The sequence below is a fragment of the Mycobacterium colombiense genome, assembly GCF_001672755.1.
GTDB lineage: Bacteria > Actinomycetota > Actinomycetes > Mycobacteriales > Mycobacteriaceae > Mycobacterium > Mycobacterium colombiense_C.
Genome location: NZ_LZKI01000099.1, coordinates 1 through 14,673, shown reverse-complemented (window position 1 = coordinate 14,673; position 14,673 = coordinate 1). Strand labels below are relative to the sequence as shown.

16 protein-coding genes, 1 tRNA gene and 1 pseudogene are annotated in these 14,673 nt (G+C 64.0%); 10 read left to right on the top strand and 8 right to left on the bottom strand.

Annotation, left to right across the window (positions count from 1 at the left end; translation table 11 throughout):
- Positions 1-13: 13 nt before the first annotated feature.
- From A5708_RS14085 to A5708_RS14070, 4 genes are all read right to left on the bottom strand, one after another.
- A complete protein-coding gene (locus A5708_RS14085; RefSeq protein ID WP_065029222.1) occupies positions 14-817 on the bottom strand; it encodes a mycofactocin-coupled SDR family oxidoreductase in 804 nt (267 codons plus the stop codon).
- A gap of 113 nt (positions 818-930) precedes the next feature.
- Positions 931-1,004: transfer RNA gene (locus A5708_RS14080), tRNA-Gly, on the bottom strand.
- Positions 1,005-1,033: 29 nt separating this feature from the next.
- Positions 1,034-2,245 (bottom strand): tyrosine-type recombinase/integrase, encoded by a 1,212-nt coding sequence (locus tag A5708_RS14075; RefSeq protein ID WP_065029221.1) that lies wholly within the window; start codon positions 2,243-2,245, stop codon positions 1,034-1,036.
- Complete coding sequence (locus A5708_RS14070; RefSeq protein WP_065029220.1) at positions 2,242-2,832, bottom strand: helix-turn-helix domain-containing protein; 591 nt, start codon at positions 2,830-2,832, stop codon at positions 2,242-2,244. The genes A5708_RS14075 and A5708_RS14070 overlap by 4 nt, the downstream gene beginning before the upstream one ends.
- A gap of 106 nt (positions 2,833-2,938) precedes the next feature.
- Between A5708_RS14070 and A5708_RS14065 the strand changes: the two genes are divergently transcribed.
- The 6 genes from A5708_RS14065 to A5708_RS14035 all read left to right on the top strand — a co-directional run bounded on the left by A5708_RS14065 (position 2,939) and on the right by A5708_RS14035 (position 8,456).
- Entirely contained in the window at positions 2,939-3,136 is a 198-nt protein-coding gene (locus tag A5708_RS14065; RefSeq protein ID WP_065029219.1) for a helix-turn-helix domain-containing protein, read from the top strand.
- Between the two features lie 95 nt (positions 3,137-3,231).
- Positions 3,232-3,876 carry a DUF2742 domain-containing protein gene (locus A5708_RS14060; protein ID WP_081292957.1) on the top strand — a complete coding sequence of 215 codons (645 nt, stop codon included), beginning with the start codon at positions 3,232-3,234 and terminating at the stop codon, positions 3,874-3,876.
- Positions 3,873-4,385, top strand: a complete 513-nt coding sequence (locus A5708_RS14055; RefSeq protein ID WP_155766020.1) for a hypothetical protein — start codon at positions 3,873-3,875, stop codon at positions 4,383-4,385. Before A5708_RS14060 ends, A5708_RS14055 begins: the two co-directional genes overlap by 4 nt.
- A gap of 607 nt (positions 4,386-4,992) precedes the next feature.
- Positions 4,993-5,187 carry a hypothetical protein gene (locus A5708_RS14045; RefSeq protein ID WP_065029215.1) on the top strand — a complete coding sequence of 65 codons (195 nt, stop codon included), beginning with the start codon at positions 4,993-4,995 and terminating at the stop codon, positions 5,185-5,187.
- Positions 5,188-5,844: 657 nt separating this feature from the next.
- Positions 5,845-6,585 (top strand): hypothetical protein, encoded by a 741-nt coding sequence (locus A5708_RS14040; protein ID WP_155766019.1) that lies wholly within the window; start codon positions 5,845-5,847, stop codon positions 6,583-6,585.
- A gap of 341 nt (positions 6,586-6,926) precedes the next feature.
- On the top strand, positions 6,927-8,456 hold the full coding sequence (locus tag A5708_RS14035) for an adenylate/guanylate cyclase domain-containing protein (RefSeq protein ID WP_065029213.1): 1,530 nt from the start codon (positions 6,927-6,929) through the stop codon (positions 8,454-8,456).
- A gap of 189 nt (positions 8,457-8,645) precedes the next feature.
- Here the strand turns inward: A5708_RS14035 and A5708_RS26840 are convergent, their stop codons facing one another.
- Both A5708_RS26840 and A5708_RS26835 read right to left on the bottom strand, forming a co-directional pair.
- Entirely contained in the window at positions 8,646-9,473 is an 828-nt protein-coding gene (locus A5708_RS26840) for a hypothetical protein (RefSeq protein ID WP_065029212.1), read from the bottom strand.
- A 357-nt stretch (positions 9,474-9,830) separates the two neighbouring features.
- Positions 9,831-10,259: a PaaI family thioesterase gene (locus tag A5708_RS26835; RefSeq protein WP_196772633.1), complete on the bottom strand. Its 429-nt coding sequence runs from the start codon at positions 10,257-10,259 to the stop codon at positions 9,831-9,833.
- A gap of 319 nt (positions 10,260-10,578) precedes the next feature.
- Here A5708_RS26835 and A5708_RS14020 point away from each other — a divergent pair, with 319 nt between their 5' ends.
- Positions 10,579-11,142, top strand: coding sequence for a winged helix-turn-helix transcriptional regulator (locus tag A5708_RS14020; RefSeq protein WP_196772632.1), 564 nt, complete (start codon positions 10,579-10,581; stop codon positions 11,140-11,142).
- Between the two features lie 44 nt (positions 11,143-11,186).
- The gene (locus A5708_RS14015; protein ID WP_155766016.1) at positions 11,187-11,483 is read left to right on the top strand and encodes a hypothetical protein; all 297 of its coding nucleotides are present in this window, start codon (positions 11,187-11,189) and stop codon (positions 11,481-11,483) included.
- A 484-nt stretch (positions 11,484-11,967) separates the two neighbouring features.
- On the opposite strand, the gene A5708_RS14010 is transcribed toward A5708_RS14015, so the two are convergent.
- Both A5708_RS14010 and A5708_RS14005 read right to left on the bottom strand, forming a co-directional pair.
- Positions 11,968-12,168 carry a hypothetical protein gene (locus A5708_RS14010; protein WP_065029209.1) on the bottom strand — a complete coding sequence of 67 codons (201 nt, stop codon included), beginning with the start codon at positions 12,166-12,168 and terminating at the stop codon, positions 11,968-11,970.
- Positions 12,165-12,431 (bottom strand): hypothetical protein, encoded by a 267-nt coding sequence (locus A5708_RS14005; protein ID WP_065029208.1) that lies wholly within the window; start codon positions 12,429-12,431, stop codon positions 12,165-12,167. Before A5708_RS14005 ends, A5708_RS14010 begins: the two co-directional genes overlap by 4 nt.
- A 447-nt stretch (positions 12,432-12,878) precedes the next feature.
- On the opposite strand from A5708_RS14005, the gene A5708_RS14000 reads away from it, so the two are divergent.
- Complete coding sequence (locus A5708_RS14000; RefSeq protein WP_196772634.1) at positions 12,879-13,835, top strand: DNA cytosine methyltransferase; 957 nt, start codon at positions 12,879-12,881, stop codon at positions 13,833-13,835.
- Positions 13,832-14,545 (top strand): annotated as a pseudogene (locus A5708_RS27575) (NgoMIV family type II restriction endonuclease); the annotation flags it as partial. The gene A5708_RS14000 and the pseudogene A5708_RS27575, both read left to right, overlap by 4 nt.
- Positions 14,546-14,673: the final 128 nt, after the last annotated feature.

The following is a 14,673-nucleotide window of genomic DNA, read 5'->3' as shown; positions in this document are numbered from 1 at the left end:
TCTCAGTCGTTCGTCAATGGATGCGCGCGCTGCCGCCGAGGCCGATCTCGAGCACGCTTCCGGTAATGACCCCGGGGTCGGTGACCAGATACAGCACCCCGCGGCTGACGTCCTCGGGTTGCAGCCAGGGTTGGGGTATCGGGTTGGCCTTCGTCATCCGGCGCACCAGGTCGTCGGGGACGTCATCGCTTCCGGTGGGTTGCACCATCGGGGTCTGGGTGGTGGTCGGGCAGACGACGTTGATCGTGATGCCCTCCTTGGCGACCTCCAGGGCGGCGGACTTCGCCAGGCCGATGACACCCCACTTGGTGGCGTTGTACGCGGCCAGCTCGGGGATGCCCATGCGGCCGCCCATCGAGGAGGTGACCACGATCCTGCCGAACCGCTGCTGCCGCATCACCGGGATGGCGGCCCGCAGGACGTGAAACGCGCCGGTCAGGTTCGTGTCGATCAGCTGCTGCCACACCACGTCGCTGACGTCTTCGAGCAGCCCGGTGCTGACGATTCCGGCGTTGGCCACCACGACGTCGAGGCTGCCCATGTCGGCGACCGTCTGCTTGATCGCGGCGCCGACGGCGGCCGAATCGCGCACGTCCAGGGTGAGCGGCAAGCAACGCCGGCCCAGCTCTTCGACCAGCTTGGTCGTTTCCCGTAAGTCGTCCTCGGTGCCCAGCGGGTAGGTCAGGTCCGTCATCGCCTGTGGGGCATCGGCGACCACGATGTCGGCTCCCTCGCCCGCCAGCGCCAACGCGTGCGCGCGGCCCTGCCCTCGAGCTCCGCCGGTGATAAAGGCCACGCGTCCATCCAAGGCACCCATGGGGTAAAGCTACCAGCGGGTTGGGCGCGGTCAACGCGGCTTGCAGGCGGCTGGGTGGTGCCGTGAAATCGATTGCTGTGGACAAGGTTTCGGCGCCGCGGCGGCCTGAGTCGTGGAGCCGATGACGGGAATCGAACCCGCGTATTCAGCTTGGGAAGCTGATGTTCTGCCATTGAACTACATCGGCAAGGTGGCCTTGACCTGCGGGAACGCCGTTCAGCGTGCCTCGGGTCGGGCCTCAGTGTCACATAATGTCACAACTCGGTCCAAACTCGCTCCGGCGTTTTGTAGCGCAGCAAACTGCGAGTGAGCATACAGCCGCATGGTCAGGCTGGCGTCCTTGTGTCCGATCCACGCCGCGATCACCGCCACCGGCACGCCCTGCAAGTGCATCAGGGTCGCGCAGGTGTGCCGTGCGGCGTGCAGCTTGATATGCCGCAGCCCCGCCGCCTCGACAGCCTCACGCCAGTAGCGGGACAGCACGCCGGGGCTGTAGGGCTGTCCGGCCTCGTTGCACACGACGTACTCCCACGGCCCGCCCGCGCCGCCCAACGCCAGCCGCTCTTCCGCCTGGCGCTTGCGTGCCGTCTTCAGCACCGACACCAGGCGGACGGGCAGCGGCAGCGTCCGGCGCGAGGTCTGCGACTTGGGGTCGTTCTCCACCGTCTTGCTGCCCGCCGCCACGCGGTTGTTCGCGACCGTCAGCGTTTTGGCGTCCAGGTTGACATCAGCCCACCGCAACCCGGCGATCTCGCCGCGCCGCAGACCCGACAGGGCAAGTTCCCAGGCGTGGCCCAGGCGGTCACCGGCGATAGCGCCGAGCAGCTTCTGAACCTCGGCCTCGGTGTAGGTATCGACCGCCTTGTGCGGCGGTGTAACCCGGTCAACATGTTCGGCGACGTTACGGGCCACGAGGCCCTGACGCTGCGCGTCGGCCAGCACCATCGCGATGCTCTGGGTCACCTTGTTCACCGCGACGGCACCCCACGGGCTGCGGGTGCGGCCTTTGGCGGTCTTCGTCCCTCCGGCCAGCAGGTCGGCCACCAGTTTGTCAATGTGGCCCTTGGCAAGGCGCTGCACCGGCATGTCTCCGTGGCGCTCGCGCAGCGGTGCCAGGTCATAGGCCAGCTTCGAACGTGATGACGCCCGCAGCCGGTGCCGTCCGGCGAGATAGCTCGCGCACACCTGCTCGACGGTGACCGGCTTTCGAGCCACAAACCGGCCGGTTGCCGCCTGGTCGCCAACCTCGGTCAGCGCACGGCGGGCCTGCGCCTCAGTCAGATAACGCCGTCGAATCTGTTGCCGCGCACCAGTTTCGGGATTGATACCGGCGTCAACCGTGAGTTGATACCGCATGACCTGCTTCCCGGTCCTGCGGTCGGTCACCTCCACCTTGCGAATCTGAGGCGGTAGCTGCTGCCTACTCATTCTGTGTCTCCCTCTGTGAGATTCGTTATCTGCTGGTTGATCTCGTCTAACTGCTCCATGAGTGTTCCTGCCGCATGCATGTTTTCGGCCCGATGCTTTTCACCCAAGCCCCGGCGTTCGAAGTCGGCGATGACCCTGCGAAGTAGGGCAAGGTCGCGCTGCACCTTGGCCCGGTCCCGAATCAGCTTGAGCAGCCTCGCGTTGTAGGACTCCCGGTCTGTGATCCCCTCGTCCGCGAGCGCAGGGTCACCGCAGAGCCACGCCAAGCCGTCAACGACTCCCGCGTAGTTGCCGGGGAGTACTTGCACGGGTTCGTCGGGCGGACCGCCGAAGATCAGTGTTACCGGGGGCACGCGGAGCGCCGCCGCGATAATCAGGAACTCGGATAGGTCGAGGCCCTGCTTGCGCCCCGACTCGTAGTTCGCGATCTTGTCCCGGCTGACGCCGTAACCCAGTTGCTGGGTCAGGTCTGCCACGTCTTGGGCGGACATTCCAGCGGAGTTGCGGGCGTCCCTGATGGCCTGGGCGGTGCGCTCGTGAAGCGACTCGGCCCACGTCTTCCCCCTGCCTGGTTTCTGTGTCACCATGACACAAATCTACCACATACTTGCGCAATCACCCCAGGACGAGTACAACTGGGGCCAGCGACGCACTCACGGGATGAGTTGCGTTATTGCGACACAAGGAGATTCGATGTCAGACAGCGCCACGCCACGACTCCATGGCGTCCCCGCAGTGATGGAACGCCTCAGCCTGGGCCGATCAACGGTCTTTGCCCTGATGACCAGCGGCGAACTTCGGTCTGTGAAGGTCGCCGGTCGGCGGCTCGTGCCAGAACAGGCCATCATCGACTTCATCGCCAAGCTCGACAGCCAAGCATCAGCGTCATAAACACGCACGCGGATAACGCAATTCACGCGACAACTATCCACGCAACCGATAGAGAGGCGGTCTACGCGGAATGACACGAAAGGCACACAGCGGCAATGTCATTCGACATCAAGGACAGGCCACCCGGCCCTAGCAATAGCGAAGGGCCGGACCTAGGCCCGACCCCCGCACACCACCAGCTACCAGATCACCAAATCAGAAGCAGCAGCAGAGCCGATCTTAGCACGGCGAGCCGTCAAGTCGCATGGTGGCCGGTGTACGAGTACATCAACCAGCAGCGCAAACAACTTGGCGCGCTGCAACTCTCAGCCCCGCCGCTGGGCACGCCTGCGTGGGTTGCACTGCCCGACGACGACCCGGCCAAGCTGTCGGCGGTCCTCAATGCCGCCGAGGCCATGGCGTATAGCGTCAACGCGGCCCAGGCTGCGGAAGCCGAAGCCTCACGGGCGATCTCTGCAGCCGCCGACTGGACGGCGATTGCGAAGGCGAACCGCGACCGCGCCGACTTCCTCGCCGCGAACCCGTGGGCCAGGCGGGTGGTGGAAGACGGCTCGGCGGCGAAGGGTGTCACGGCGCTGTGCAGGGAGGCGGAGAACGCGGCGGACAACGCGTACTCGGCCAGCACGCCGAACGCGGCGGCGGAGAACGAGGCGATGGACGCGGCCGTGGACATGCTTGACGCGTCCACCGCGCTGGCCGCGACAGCCGACCCGTGGGCTGGGCGGGTGAGTGCGGCATGACGTGGACAAAGCTGAGCGATGACTTCACCGACGACTGTTGGGAGCTGTCCCATGGTGCGCACCGGCTGCACATCGACGCACTGGTGTGGAGCAACCGCAAGCTGCTCGACTGCCGAATCAGCAAGAAAGACATGGAGCGGTGGGCCAAATGCCCAGCGCCCGAATTTATCTCAGAATTGCTCGACTGCGGCTGGTGGGAAGACGACGGAGACGCCTACCTCATCATCCACCATTCCCGTTACCAACGCACCCGCGAACAAGTGCTGAGGCAGCAAAGCGCCAACCGCAACAACCGCGCTCAGGGCAAGACCAGACCCGTCCGCGAACGCGCACAGCGAGTTGACGATTCGTATGACGATTCGTCTGACGAAATGGACGGGACGGGACGGGACGGGCCTGGACTACGGAACAGGGGTACGTCACTGAGGAACGGGCAGCCGAAAACTGACGCCGACCCCGATGCTGACTACGCGGCCGACTATCGGGACTGGTGCGAGCAGCAGCCGTGAGCGCACAGCCAACCGTTCTGTCCTCCATGCCATTACGAAACGACACCACCAACGAACAGGAGCAGTGCATGAGCGCGCATCGCCGAGGACGGCCCGAAGGTGCCTCCCGGCCACGGACACCCACGGGGTGTCTGAAAGTCGCTCAGCGTGGCGCACAGGGCCGGGAACGAGGTGCTGCACCGCTGGACGACACTATCCGCCTGGGCCGCGCACTGTTGAGCCTCGCGTCCCGCGCTGAGCAAGCCGCCGCCACCAAGGACCTGTTGAGCCGCCTCACGCCAGAGGCGCTGGCCGGTCTTCACCTGTATCAAATGAGACACCTCACGAAGCGGACCACGGCCGTCCACGATGGGAGCGCACCGGCATGACTTACGACAACTACGCCAACGCACTCTGCGACGGCCGCAGGCCATTCGGCCGGACCTGACGGGGCGCAGCCGTGACCGGCCAGACTTGGTGCTCAGCTTGCCAGCGCCATCATGCCATCGTCCCGCTGCGAGGACTGTCAGTGCGCGCTGCCGTCGCACTATCTGATCCGTTTATGCGACGACTGCAAGAGCATCCGCCGCGAGGGACGCAAACAGACTGCGGGACAGGGATATTGAGAATGAGTTTATACGAGTACAAGGTGTCGCAAACCATTGCTGCTCAGGACTTTCCGTTCTTCTCGCTTGTCATGGCCGCGATGCGCAAGGCGGACACGGCCAACGCGGAGAAGCTGCGGGCGGCGTGGCCCGAGGTCTGGGATGAGTTGTACGCGAGATATCACGCTCCCGGCGGACTGCTGGTCGGTGACGGATGACAGCGGCGCGGCAACTGAGCAATCTTGCTCAGTACGGGTCGCCTGCTGACACCGGCTTGACCAGACGAATTGCCAAGGTAGGTGAGTCAATTGACTCACGTCACCTCGTCAGCACCAATTGCCCAGCCCAGGCACGTATGCCAAACTGCGAATATGTCGGAGCCGACGTACGAGAGCATCCACCGCGCAGCCCGCAAACGCCTAGCGGGCAGGCCGTGCGCTCGCTGCGGCTCCACCGCACGGCTACAGGCAGCCTTGAAACCCAGTGCGCCGGTGGCGAATCTAAGGCCCGACGCGAAGCGGCACTGCTGGTATTCCGTCGATCTAGCGGACTATATCCAGATGTGCAGCCGCCATCACTTTGCGATGGACTATCGGCTCCGTACCGCGCACGCCCGCTTTCGCCGCGCCGCCCAGCGTGCGCCCCGGTGCCGGGAGTGCAAACAGCCGATGCTCTGCGGCCAGCAAGGCGCGCACCTGTCGTGTGCGATGGCCGCTGCATCCTAACCGACGACCGGCCTGCGTGAACCGCTCTGGAACACAATGCAATTCGGGGAAAAGTTTCCCGCTGCCCGCACCGGCATGGGATCGCGTGAATGCGCTGGTGTGGGCTACGCTGGTGTGCAGCAGCACATTTCCGCTCCAAGGAGAACACCCATGACACAAGCCTTCCCCGGCACTTCACCCGCACGGCGGGCGTACCCGCCGCCGCTCCCACCCTTCGAAGCTGCCGCCGTGGGTGGCGGTGACCCGATAGAGCATGCCGCCCGCGTCCAGAGCGCAGCGAGGCAGCAGTTCCATGACTGGCGGCGCTCGTTCTCCCCGAACGTCTCCCCAGAGGACAGGCGCGACAGTGCTAACTGGTTTACCACCAGCGACGCTGCCCAGGCGCTCAAGCCCGCACTGGATGCTGCCCGTGCTCACGCCGACGAGGCTCAGGCCACGGTGGATGCCGCCGTCAAGGGCCAGAGGGTGGACACCACTGATGTCGCGGCTCAGCTTGCCGCTGATCGCTTTTGGCGCAGAACCGAGCGGACCCTGGACAGCATCAAGGACCAGGGCAAGCTGGTTTCGGCAGCGCGGGATTTGATCGCAAACGCCACCGATGCCGAATTGCCCGTCATCAACGAGGAACTCAGCGCATACCTGTCCAGCAGGGGCATTTCAACCGCCTGGCTGAATAGCACGCTCGCGCAACGTGTTCCAGGCGTCGATGACCTTCGGGACGACGCCGCACTGAAGAGCAAGCGTGTGGCCGTCTTGAGGCTGAATCACAACGGCCTGGTGAAGGCGTTCGCCAATGGAACGCCCGCGCCGGAGTTGGTGGACCCGTACAGCCCGTCCATCACGCCCGCCGCATACACGAACGGCGAGCCTTTCGACCCGTCCGGCCAGTGACACCTGAGTCCACCGCAGCGGTGAGCGCACACACTGGCGTGCCAGCGGAGTTCCTGACCGGCGACACCGCCGCCGAGGTCTGGGATAGCGCGGAGCGCCTCGCGAGGTGGAAGGCTGGCACCGCAGCACCGCTGCCACCGACTGCCGCTGTATCGGCGTCTCTACCGGACAGACCGATAACGGCGCAGGGCTGCGTGCCTGACGGCGATTACCTCGCGGCCTGGCGCAGCGGGAGGCTCGCACCGGCCGGGATACCTGCACCGCCGCCGCGCCAATCACCGGGGATGCCCTGGTGACCCAACCGCAGGGCGTTTTCGACGGCTCAGGCTTAGCCTCATGGCATGGATCGCATCTGGCAGTGGGCGTGGGATCGGTACGGGGTCAGGTACCCGTGGGTGATCTGGGTACTCACCTTTGCCTTGACGCTGCCGCCTTACCTTCTTTGGTCGTTTCTTGTTGTCGCGTTCGAGAAGTCAAGTCACTACGTCGAGGCCGCTGTTGTCACCGGTGCCGCCATGGTGGTGTTGGCTTCCGTGATGGTGCTTCCCAGTAGCCGACGGTTCCGCCTTGCGCAACGGTGGGCGGCGGGCGATGAGGTCGACCGTGAAGCGGCGCTGGAAGACACGTACGCCTGGACTCGTGCCGTGGGTGTTCGATCGTTCTTGTTCTTCCCTGCGTGGGCCGCGCTGCTGTTGATCTTTGTCGGTGTGATCGCAGGAGCAAGCGGGTCTCGGCTCGTCCAGTATGGGATCGTGGGCGCTGCCGCCGCAGGAATTGGCATGGTAGTCATCGGTACGCACACCTTCGGGGAAGGAGCAATGCGACCGGCCCGGGCTGCCCTCGCAGGGGATACCGGTATCGGGGACGCCCTGCCGCGCTCTCGCCCGACTTTTGCCGCGTGGCTGGGCCTGTCGATGTTGGGTTGCATGTTGGTGTTCTCCGTCATCGGCACGATGCTGGGGGCCGTGCTCGGTCGGGGCGGCGAGGCCCCACTGGTGGCGGTGGTGATCGGCTGTGCATTGACGCTCGGCGTCGGGCTGCCGATCACAGTCGGCGCTGTTGTCTCACCGTCACTGCAACCCATTCGCGACCTTGCCCGAGCAACCCAACGCGTGGCAGCCGGTGACTACAGCCAACGCCTGCCGGTGGTTCAAGACGATGACCTCGGTGCCCTTGCGGGTTCGTTTAACCGGATGCAGGCGGGTTTGGCTGAGCGGCAACGCCTTCAAGCGGCGTTCGGTACCTACGTCGATCCCGCCTTGGCGACACGGCTGCTTGAGCAGGGTGATGATGTGTTCGCCGGTGAGCGCCGCGAGGTAACGGTGATGTTCGTTGACGTGCGGGACTTCACGCCGTTCGCGGAGGCCAATACCGCTGAGGACACGGTGGCCCGCCTCAATGCTTTGTTCCAGATCGTCGTGCCTGCCGTGGTGGACGCCGGTGGGCATGTCAACAAGTTCCTTGGTGATGGTGCGCTTGCCGTGTTCGGCGCGCCGAATGACCTCGCCGATCATGCCGATGCGGCGGTAAGTGCGGCGGTGGTGATTCAGCGCCTTGTGGCCGAGCGGTTCGGCGGCGAACTTCGCATAGGCATCGGAATCAACACCGGGGTGGTGATCGCCGGCACCATCGGCGGCGGCGGCAAGCTGGAATTCACCCTGATCGGTGACACCGTCAATGTCGCTGCCCGCGTCGAGCAACTCACCAAAACCACCGGCGACACGATCCTTGTCACCCAGCAGTGCCTCGACGCGCTCGCGTCGCGACCCTCCGCACTCATTGAACGGGGATTCCATGTCCTGAAAGGAAAGTCAGCCGCCGTGCAGGTGTTTGGCCTCGACCCACGGGATACTGGTTGCCGTTGGTTGTAATGGTTGATCCGTTAATACGTGACCATCCTCTGATGACCACTCCCACCGCGCCGCCACCGCGCCGCACCGGGGAGCGGCACCGCAACGCCGCGCCATAAACCGGCGTCACCCGCTTGGCCGCCGTGCAACCTCGCGGCGAAGGTGCTTCACCGTGAGTTTCAGAGCAAGAGTGCTATACCCATGCCACCTTCAGTCGCCGTAGAACCCCTCAACACCGACTGTGAAGGTCGGGCAGTACCTGTCGTGGAGGGGCACCGAGAAGGTGACTTGGCCGTCGGGCGCGATCGGACCATTCTGGTCGGCGGGATCGCCGGTATTGGTAAGCAACTTGTCGCCGTCGAAGCACCACACTTCGGCATCGAATGGACCGTTGAGCGGTTTTCCCGTGGCGTTGACGGCGGCTCCGACGATAGCGTCACCCGACACGTTGGCCTCGGTGACTTTGAGTGGCGCCTTGCTCGTTGGGGCCCTATTCACCGGGCTGGTACTGACAGTAAGCGCGTAATCAACGTCTTCAGGCGGGATTTTCGCGCGACCGAAGTATATGAATGCAAGCCCGATCTCACCGGGCTGAATTTCTGCGGGGGTTGTGGCGCCTTTGCTGCCGCCGGTTCCAACGAGTGATCCGCCGGAGCGAGCGGTTCCGGTCCATTGGACCGCGGAGATGCCCGCGCCAGTGTTGTTTCGGAAGGCGAATGGAAGCAGGGTTGCGTCTGCGCCGTCCTTGAAAAGTGCGCCAATCTGAACGACCGATACCTTGCCGGGCTCGCCATCGGGGAGGCTCGGGCTGGCTGTACCAGTGAGCAGACCGCCCGCATTGAAGGGCAATGGTTTGACGGCCGTTCTCGTGGTACTGGGTGCCGGGGCTGGCGTGTTAAGGCTTCGCGTGACGTTGGGTGCCGGGGTTGTTTCGTTGTGCGGGGATGGTGCGGGCGTGCCTGAGCGGTCATTCGACCCGCACGCGGCGGCCAGGAAGATGACAAGAGCAGCAGTCAGGGCGGTGCGAAGATTGTTCATCGTTCGAAGAATTTAGCAATATTCAAAGCACAGGGGAGGTATGAAGTTCGACTTTCTTTAGCCATTCGGTCACATCCATGCGGTCTGCCCCGACAGCCCAAAGGGGGGTGGGTAAGACCCCCCACCACCCCACGAGCGCACATGGCCGAAACACTGGATTTCTGTGCCTGCAATGCGGGAGCAAACCAGCTTGCCGGGGCAGCAAACCAGGTGCGCTGGTTGCGCCAAACTCGCAGGCTGGGGGCTGTCGCTGGCCGCTGGGCGGGACAAACGGTTCCTCCGGCGGGTCAGCGTACACACCGGGGGATGAGGTTAAAGCCGCTGGTCAGGACCCCGGCGCTAAAGGCGCACGAACGTTTAGTTTGTGCTTCCCACGCCGCGGCCGGGGGTAGACAAACGGGCGTATGTGGCCGTTGTCCGGATAAGCACGCGGTCTTCTGCGTCAAAGACCGCGCATTCGGAACTCAAGAGTGTGCGACCGTTATGAACCATTGTGGCTTCTGCGCGGAGCGGCCCACCGCGTGGCTGGCGGTAGTAGCGGACGTGCATGTCTGTTGTCACAGTAAATTCGTTCGTGAAGTCGTAGGCCCCGACAAGACAGATGGCACAGGCGGCATCGGCCAATGTGGCGAGTATTCCGCCGTGGACGGTGCCTTCGAAAAAGCCTCTTATCTCCTCGCTGAGCGGCATGGACAGTACGGCGCGTCCCGGAATCTGTTCGACAACACTCATGTTCAGTGCCTTGTGTACAGGGGACTTGTGCAGGTTCTCATTCGGATCATCCATCTCGACGTCCTCCGACGGCTCTTTAGGGGTGACTTGTGGGAATGATGACATGAAAGCCGGTCGAAAGGGGTCGGTTGACCCGAGTCCGTTGCCGTGGCTCCCCGTGGCAGCGAGCAGCGAGAGTGAGCAGTTCGCCCAGTGCTGTAAGCGGTTCTTAAAGGTGCTTCTAGCGAGGCGCGCCACTTTGGGGCCGTCCGCTGCGCCGCCATGGGGCTGATGTGTGCGGCACCGGATTCCGGCTACTACCAGCATGTTTCGAGCGGCGCGCCGTAGTATGGTTGGGATACAACAGCGTTCACTCATCGACAGGGGGCCGGACATGACGCCCGAAGCGCGCAGGCACGCCGTCAACACAATGCTGGAAGACGACCCGACGCTATCTCAGCGGGCCATCGCGAAACGGCTTGGGGTAAGCCAAACGTCGGTTCGACGTGATATGACGGCGCTGGGTGTTTCGCGTGGCTCACCCATCGGGCCGCAGTCACTTTCGTCGCTGGTCAACGGCGGTATCTCGCGGGGTGACTCACTGGTGGCGCGGCTGCGCGGTGAGATGGCCGAGCAAGGGCTGATCCCGACGAGCGTCGAGGAAGAGCACTTGGCGACGGCGAAGGACTTGGCCGACCGGATCGAACTGCTACAGGCCATCGTGGGCCGCGACGGCGAGAGCCGCAAGCTGAAGGACGGCCGCATAATGCTGCATCCGGCGCTGGCCGAGATGAGGCAGTGCGAAAGCGTTCTCACGAGAGTGGTCGGCAGCATCTCTACGATGGAGGACGCGCCGAAGAATCCGAAGAAGGTCAAGGCTGCCAATACCCGTTGGCGGGCAACGCAATTGGCTGCGGTCGAGCGCAGCCGCAAAGCTGCTGACTCGTATGGGAGTTGATGATGGCCAGGAAACCGCCCAGCGACAACAACGTTCGCGACTTGATGAGCATTCAGTCGCCGGGAGCCTATCTCCATGTGCTCGAAAAGCGCGCTGAGCGTGAGCTATTCGACCTGCTTGCGCCGCTGTCCGAGAGTGAAGGCGTTGACGAGATGACGTATCGGGCGCGGGTGACGGCGCTGGTCGATCAGCGGCTCGCGGCCGGTGAGCCGGTCAACTGCCAGTCGTGGGAACTGCCGCAGGGCTTGCATGCTCCGTTTCACCGCTGGCCGGTGGCTGGCCGAACGTTCGTAGTGACCGCTGATGACCGAATCACGTTGCGCCGGAGGGAGCCGCAGTGAGTGCCTCAAACATACTGCCAGGTAAGGCTAATTCGATTGCGTTGTCGGCTGGTCGGCAGCCGGTTGTACCTGCCGACGACCGGCCCTGCTGCGCGCCGACATTCACCTCTGAGCACGGCCCGCAACCTCGCCAGGTGTCAGGCGAAAGGCTGCAACCGCCGTCTGCCAGGCCGCGCCGGGAAGCGTCTGCAACCCTGGCCGAGGCCCGCCAGCACGGTTTGTCGATGCCAGAACGGCTCGGAGTGACAGGCGACGGCGCGGTCTGATGGCCCCGTCCCGGCCCTGAGCGCCCCCAGGACGGCCGAAACGGGCGGGGTGGATAGCAGGTACCCGCCGACGGCGCTGTGCGGCTGTATCATTTGATACACCTTGGCGGCGGTCCTGCCGTTACAGACGCGAAGGCCCCGACCGTGTTGGCCGGGGCCTGAATTCGCTCGCAGCGCAAAAGCTAGTGGATTCATCACGCCGCCATGCTTGGCGACGCTTAGTCCACCTCCGACCAGACGCCCGCAGAGTCCCTGTGCAGCAAGGCGTCTCGGCCTTCGTCGGTTTCAACGAACACGTCGGCCTCACCTTCGGTGCCCAGTAGCGCCGACATAGCGTCGTATGGATTCGAAAACGATTGCGGCTGGCCGCCTTTCAACTGCGCCACGAAACGCAGTGCGCCCATTGCCGATTCGGTCATTTCGCGGCGTACCACTCGTCGGCCACGATCATGTTGGCCTGGACCACCACCACCTCGTCGGGGTCTATCCCGTCCCAGTCGCCGGTCCCCAGAATTTCGGCCTGCGCCCCCGAATACGGCGTCCATCCAGTCTTCGGTTGCCATATCTCGGCCCTGGCCCTTTTCCAGGCTTCCCAGTCGGCAACGCGGTCACCCGTCACCGGCGCGTCAATCCGCAGCAGCTTGGTCGCGTACTGCGGCAATAAGTCGGCGTAGTAGAGCATCTGTCCTGCCTTCCTGGCGGCGCGGAGCCGCCACTAGGTGCAACGCTGGCATCGGCCGGAACCATCCTGTATACGAACTGCGACGACATCCCCGGGCGCAGCCCGCCTGCGGAGTTACGAATCCCCGAGTAGCTCCAACTCCCATCGCACCAAGTCGAGCGCCGCTCGCACAGCAGGGTCATCTGGGTCGTGCCCTTCGGCTCTTAACACTTCGTACTCATCATCCATGCAGACTTGGACGCGGTTGCGTCCTGCGTGGTTCCCGCCTCGGACGACGGCTAGCCACAGCCTCGGCCACCCTGCGGGCCGCTTCCAAGCCACCCTTCCCTCGGCTATGCGCTAGGCCAGGCGCGTCGTTGCGCGGACGCACGGCGGCACGACGTTAGAGTCAGCCTGTCGGACTTCGCCGATACTGTGCCCGGTGAGGCGGAAGGGACAAGTGTGGCGCTGACTTCGGTCGAGATATGCACGGGCGCGGGAGGTCAGGCGCTCGGGTTACACAATGCAGGTTTCACCCACCGAGCCGTCGTAGAACTTGACCCCCATGCTTGCGCGACATTGAACAAGAACCACCCCGAATGGAATGTGCTTGAGCGGGATCTATTCGACCCTTGGGACCCATCGGAATACGTCGGAGTTGATCTGCTGGCCGGAGGTGTGCCTTGCCCGCCCTTCTCTAAGGCTGGACGCCAGCTCGGAGCCGACGACGAACGCGACCTGTTCCCTCGCGCTCTCGACCTCGCTGAGGCGCTCAAGCCGAAAGCAGTGATGCTCGAAAACGTCCGCGGTTTGCTTGATCCGGTATTCGCGAGCTATCGCGAAGGCGTAAACGAGCGCCTCCGGTCGTTGGATTATGAGCCGTACTGGCAACTGCTTAACGCATCCGACTTCGGAGTTCCGCAACTCCGCCCGCGCGTCATCATGGTGGCGATCCGCAACGGACTCCGTGAATTTCACTGGCCGAAGCCCAGAAAAATACCCGCGCAGACCGTCGGTGAGGCGCTGAAAGACCTGATGGCAGCCAACGGCTGGGAGGGTGCCGACCGCTGGGCGCAGAGAGCGAACACAATAGCCCCGACCCTGGTTGGCGGTTCGAAGAAACACGGCGGGCCGGACCTGGGACCAACACGCGCACGGCAAGCCTGGCTCGCACTTGGCGTCGATGGGAAAACCATCGCGGAAGAGGCACCCGAGCCGGGCTACACGGGTCTCCCCCGGTTGACCGTCCGCATGGCGGCGCGGCTTCAGGGCTTCCCCGACGATTGGGAGTTCGTGGGACGTAAGACCGCCGCCTACCGTCAGGTCGGGAACGCGTTCCCGCCGCCGGTCGCCGAGGCCGTCGGCCTCCAGATCAAGAAGGCGATCCGCAAGCCCGCAAAGAAGTCGCTGGCCTCCGTCGCGTGATAGGCGAGATCACTCAAGCGCGCAGCCGGTTTCACCAGAACCTCGTCGCCGATCACACGCTATCGCTGTCGCCGAACGGGGTGGCGTCGAACGCTGACGGTAGCCAGAAAACGAGCATTGCTATTGCCAAGCACATCGCCGACGTCCTCAAAGCCGAGACGATTCCGAAGAAGCTCGACGGCCAACGGGCGGGCACACAGTTCGAGGTTGCGGTGAAAACGTTTCTGGACGAGACGTTTCCCCTTCTTCAGAGCGTGCGTCCCGGCCAATGGGTCGTCATTAATGTCGGCGGTAAGCGACGCCGCCGCAAGCGGCTAACCAAAAGGGGAAAGATCAAGAGCAAGAAGGAAGATGTAAACCAGATATCCAACTACGAGCCGTACGCGCACCTCGCTGATCTTGCTGCGGCTATCGAAGAAGACCCCATCCTTGAGGCGGTGCTTGGGAACTCGTACGAGATCGGCCCAGACGTTCTTGTGCTGCGCGAGCCAGTGCCTGACGACGTAATCAACCGCGACAAGCACGGCAAGCCGCTTGCTCTCGTCGATGACCAAACAGCCCGTCACGCGATTATCCGCAGCGCGAATCAGCAGCGGAAGATTATCCATGCTCTGGTCTCGTGCAAGTGGACGATACGGTCGGACCGTGCCCAGAACTCTCGGTCTGAGGCGCTCAACATCATGCGAAACCGCAAGGGCCGCACCCCGCACACGGTCGTGGTAACCGGAGAACCCACGCCCTCCCGCCTCGCGTCGCTCGCACTGGGCACGGTCCGACCGTATCGTCCACTTGCACGAGACCAGAGCATGGATAATCTTCCGCTGCTGATTCGCGCTGC

Excerpts from the sequence above, each read along its gene's own strand:
- A5708_RS14040 (WP_155766019.1), top strand. The coding sequence starts at position 5,845 with ATGACACAAGCCTTCCCCGGCACTTCACCCGCACGGCGGGCGTACCCG.
- A5708_RS14020 (WP_196772632.1), top strand. The coding sequence starts at position 10,579 with ATGACGCCCGAAGCGCGCAGGCACGCCGTCAACACAATGCTGGAAGAC.
- A5708_RS26840 (WP_065029212.1), bottom strand. The coding sequence starts at position 9,473 with ATGAACAATCTTCGCACCGCCCTGACTGCTGCTCTTGTCATCTTCCTG.
- A5708_RS14035 (WP_065029213.1), top strand. The coding sequence starts at position 6,927 with ATGGATCGCATCTGGCAGTGGGCGTGGGATCGGTACGGGGTCAGGTAC.
- A5708_RS14005 (WP_065029208.1), bottom strand. The coding sequence starts at position 12,431 with ATGCTCTACTACGCCGACTTATTGCCGCAGTACGCGACCAAGCTGCTG.
- A5708_RS26835 (WP_196772633.1), bottom strand. The coding sequence starts at position 10,259 with ATGGATGATCCGAATGAGAACCTGCACAAGTCCCCTGTACACAAGGCA.
- A5708_RS14065 (WP_065029219.1), top strand. The coding sequence starts at position 2,939 with ATGTCAGACAGCGCCACGCCACGACTCCATGGCGTCCCCGCAGTGATG.
- A5708_RS14010 (WP_065029209.1), bottom strand. The coding sequence starts at position 12,168 with ATGACCGAATCGGCAATGGGCGCACTGCGTTTCGTGGCGCAGTTGAAA.
- A5708_RS14075 (WP_065029221.1), bottom strand. The coding sequence starts at position 2,245 with ATGAGTAGGCAGCAGCTACCGCCTCAGATTCGCAAGGTGGAGGTGACC.
- A5708_RS14055 (WP_155766020.1), top strand. The coding sequence starts at position 3,873 with ATGACGTGGACAAAGCTGAGCGATGACTTCACCGACGACTGTTGGGAG.
- A5708_RS14015 (WP_155766016.1), top strand. The coding sequence starts at position 11,187 with ATGAGCATTCAGTCGCCGGGAGCCTATCTCCATGTGCTCGAAAAGCGC.
- A5708_RS14045 (WP_065029215.1), top strand. The coding sequence starts at position 4,993 with ATGAGTTTATACGAGTACAAGGTGTCGCAAACCATTGCTGCTCAGGAC.
- A5708_RS14060 (WP_081292957.1), top strand. The coding sequence starts at position 3,232 with ATGTCATTCGACATCAAGGACAGGCCACCCGGCCCTAGCAATAGCGAA.
- A5708_RS14070 (WP_065029220.1), bottom strand. The coding sequence starts at position 2,832 with ATGGTGACACAGAAACCAGGCAGGGGGAAGACGTGGGCCGAGTCGCTT.
- A5708_RS14085 (WP_065029222.1), bottom strand. The coding sequence starts at position 817 with ATGGGTGCCTTGGATGGACGCGTGGCCTTTATCACCGGCGGAGCTCGA.